The sequence below is a fragment of the Mesorhizobium sp. P5_C1 genome, assembly GCF_054049815.1.
On sequence record NZ_JBFULQ010001276.1, the window covers coordinates 1 to 708 of the forward strand.

Below are 708 nucleotides of genomic sequence, written 5' to 3' on the forward strand. Positions count from 1 at the left end.
CCTCAGCCGCTTCGTCGTTATGCTGGCGACCGCTTGCGCGCTCCTCTACATGGATGTGTTTCTGATTATCTGCCTGTCAGCGGCCCTCTTTTCGTTTTGCGACCGTGTCGCGCTTACGAGCTCTCAATCAATGATCCCCGTGATAGCTGACGGCCGCGATCTTGTAGCCTCGAATTCCGCTGTGTTTTTCGTCATGCAGTTCGGCAACCTCGGCGCAGCTCTGCTTGCAGGGCCTTTGCTGCATGAGCGCTCACCAGCCCTGCCATTCACCGTTCTTGCTGCCTTCTTCCTGTTTTCAGCGGGCTGCCTCGCCTTGATGCAGCTGGAACCGGTTTTGCGCGATGTCCGCATCGCCAAGATCTCTGCGGCACAAATAGATCTGAGCCTGCGCCGTCTCATTGTCGTCTACGCGCTTCTCTATACCAGCGCGGTGCTTGTCAGCGTCATGGGAGCGAGCTTCGTCTTCCAGGAGCAGAAGGGTACTGCCGTGGATTTCGGCTACCTTGAGACTGCATGGTCGGCGGGCTCACTGATCGGCACGGTCGCTCTGTTCCGGGTTGAAAGAGCGATGGGTACCCATGCGCGGCATCTCATGTTTTTGGGCTTAACAGCCCTGATACTCATGGCGCTGGCATATCTGCGCACGCCCTGGACAGTGATCCTTTTTGCCGCGCTCGGATTTCTATACAATCTTGGACGCGTCAGCGT

1 protein-coding gene is annotated in these 708 nt (G+C 57.3%); it reads left to right on the plus strand.

Going from position 1 to position 708, the window contains the following annotated elements:
* The coding region (locus ACXJ7R_RS35355; protein ID WP_457155834.1) for an MFS transporter at window positions 1-708 on the plus strand (708 nt) is incomplete at both ends.